The following is a 2,241-nucleotide window of genomic DNA, read 5'->3' on the forward strand; positions in this document are numbered from 1 at the left end:
GCTGACCAGGTCGTTGAAGAAGGGGCGGGCCTTGTGGACGGCGTAGAACTGTTCAGCTTCGACGCGCGACAGGTGCACCATCTTGGCGGCCACGACCTTCAGGCCGGCGGCCTCGAAGCGGGCGTAGATCTGGCCGATGACGTTCTTTGCCACGGCATCGGGCTTGATGATGGACAGGGTGGTTTCGATCGCCATGGGGTTCTCCTGATGGGGCGTATTGGACAAAGCCTGTGATTGTAGCGGGCAGGGATGACCCTAGTTGTATCCCCCGCCCAGTTTCAGCGACGTCCGCCGTAGCCGCCGCCGGAGCGACCACCGCCACCGCCACCGCCACCGCCACCGCCACCGCCACCGCCACCGCCCTTGCCACCGCGGCCACCCCCGCCGCCGCCACGGCGCAGGAAGGCATCACCGCCGATATAGCCCACCGAGGTCTGCATCGGATCGGGTTCACGCGGGCCATTGCCCTTGTTGCCACCGCCCTTGCCTTGCCTGTTGTCCTGCTGGCTGCCGCCGGCGCCAAAGCCCTGAGGCAGGCCCCGCTTGCCGCTCGTCGCATGGCGGCGGTCGAAGGTCTGCTCCAGCGGGTTGACGTGATGCGGAATGAAGCCGTCATCCTCCTCATCGTCACGGCGCGGGGCGCGCTCCTCGCGCGGCGGGCGGGCCTGCTGAGGCTGCGGCGCCTCGGGCGGGCGGCTCGGGCGCGGGCCGCCACTGCCGCTGTGGCGCTCGTCGTTGCGGCGCTTGTTGCGGTCGTTCTTGTTGCCTTGGCCCTGCTGCTGTTGCGGCTGGCCCTTGCCCTGCCCTTGCCCGAAGTTCTGGCCCTGGCCACTGTTGGAGGTGTGGCCGGCCAGGCGGCGGATGACGCGCACGTCGTCATCGCCCAGTTCCACCCAGACGCCACGCTTCAAGCCGCGCGGCAGCACGACGGTGCCGTAGCGGATGCGGATCAGGCGGCTGACGACCATGCCGACAGCCTCGAAGAGCTTGCGCACTTCGCGGTTGCGGCCCTCGGTGATGACGACGCGGTACCAGCGGTTGGCGCCTTCGCCGCCACCGTCCTCGATGCTCTTGAAGGAGGCCACTTGACCTTCGACGTTGACGCCTTCGAGCAGCTTGGCGCGCTGCTCGTCGCTCAGCGCCCCCAGCACCCGGGCCGCGTACTCACGCTCGACGCCGAAGCGCGGATGCATCAGTTGGTTGGCCAGTTCGCCGGAGTTGGTGAACAGCAGCAGGCCTTCGGTGTTGATGTCCAGGCGGCCGACGGACTGCCATTTCTGGCCCTGCACGCGCGGCAGCGAGCGGAACACCGTCGGGCGGCCTTCCGGATCGTTGAACGTGGACACCTCGCCCGTGGGCTTGTGATAGGCCAGGATGCGCGGGTTCGGCGGCGAGATGCGCACGCGCACCTCCTTGCCATTGACGCGCACGCGGTCACCGAAGGAGATGCGCTGGCCGACGTGGGCGACCTCGCCATTCACCTCGATCTTGCCCTCGGCGATCCATTCCTCGATGTCGCGACGCGAGCCGATACCGGCCTGGGCCAGCACCTTCTGCAGCTTGGGGGCATCGGCATCCGGCGCCAGCACGCGCTTGGCTTCACCCTCGGCACCCTCCTCCACAGCTTCGTCAGCCTCGGGCCGCAGCTGTGGTGGCTCGCCCGCCGGCCCTTCGGATTCGGCATCCAGATTGCCCGACAGCACATCGGCGAAGCGCGCCCCCGCGGCCTCGACGAGTTCGGGCGCCACGACCGCGCCGGGCAGTTCATCCCCGCCCGCGACCGGGGCGTCCTGACGCTCCGCACGGTCCTTGCGGTTGCGGCGACGGTTGCGGCCTCGGCCGCCACGCTCGCCGTCTTCRCCCGCCTCGCCGTCATTCCCTTCGTCATCCGCCTCACCACTCACCGAGGCGGGGGGGGCCGGCGCGTCTTCCGCCAACGTGAAGATGGGCACTGCGGCAGGCGCGGGCGCCTCTGCGGAAACGGCCGGCGCCGCCTCCTCAGCGGCGGCGGCCTTGCGCGGCGCGCGCTTGCGGGCCGGTGCCGGCGCCTCCTGCGCAGGCGCTGCCTCGGGCGCAGCCGCTCCCTCCTCCACCACCGCCTCAGCGGCCTTGCGGCGGGTGCGCTTCACCGCCACGGGCGCGTCGGCCTCGGGGGCTGTCTCGGCGGGCGCCTTGGCCGTCGTGCGGCGCCGCTTGGGCGCGGCAGGCGCTTCGGCGTCGGCGTCGGGAGGCAGGGACTTG

Annotated in this window: 2 protein-coding genes; both read right to left on the bottom strand. The window is 70.8% G+C overall.

The window, feature by feature from the left end; translation table 11 throughout:
- A partial coding sequence (locus AC1DU6_RS28260) for a nucleoside-diphosphate kinase (protein ID WP_477861183.1) occupies positions 1–195 on the bottom strand: 195 nt, incomplete at its 3' end.
- An 83-nt stretch (positions 196–278) separates the two neighbouring features.
- Positions 279–2,241, bottom strand: a 1,963-nt coding sequence (locus AC1DU6_RS28265; RefSeq protein WP_477861185.1) for a pseudouridine synthase, incomplete at its 5' end; no start/stop codon positions are given.

The sequence above is a fragment of the Roseateles sp. P5_B10 genome, from assembly GCF_056400485.1.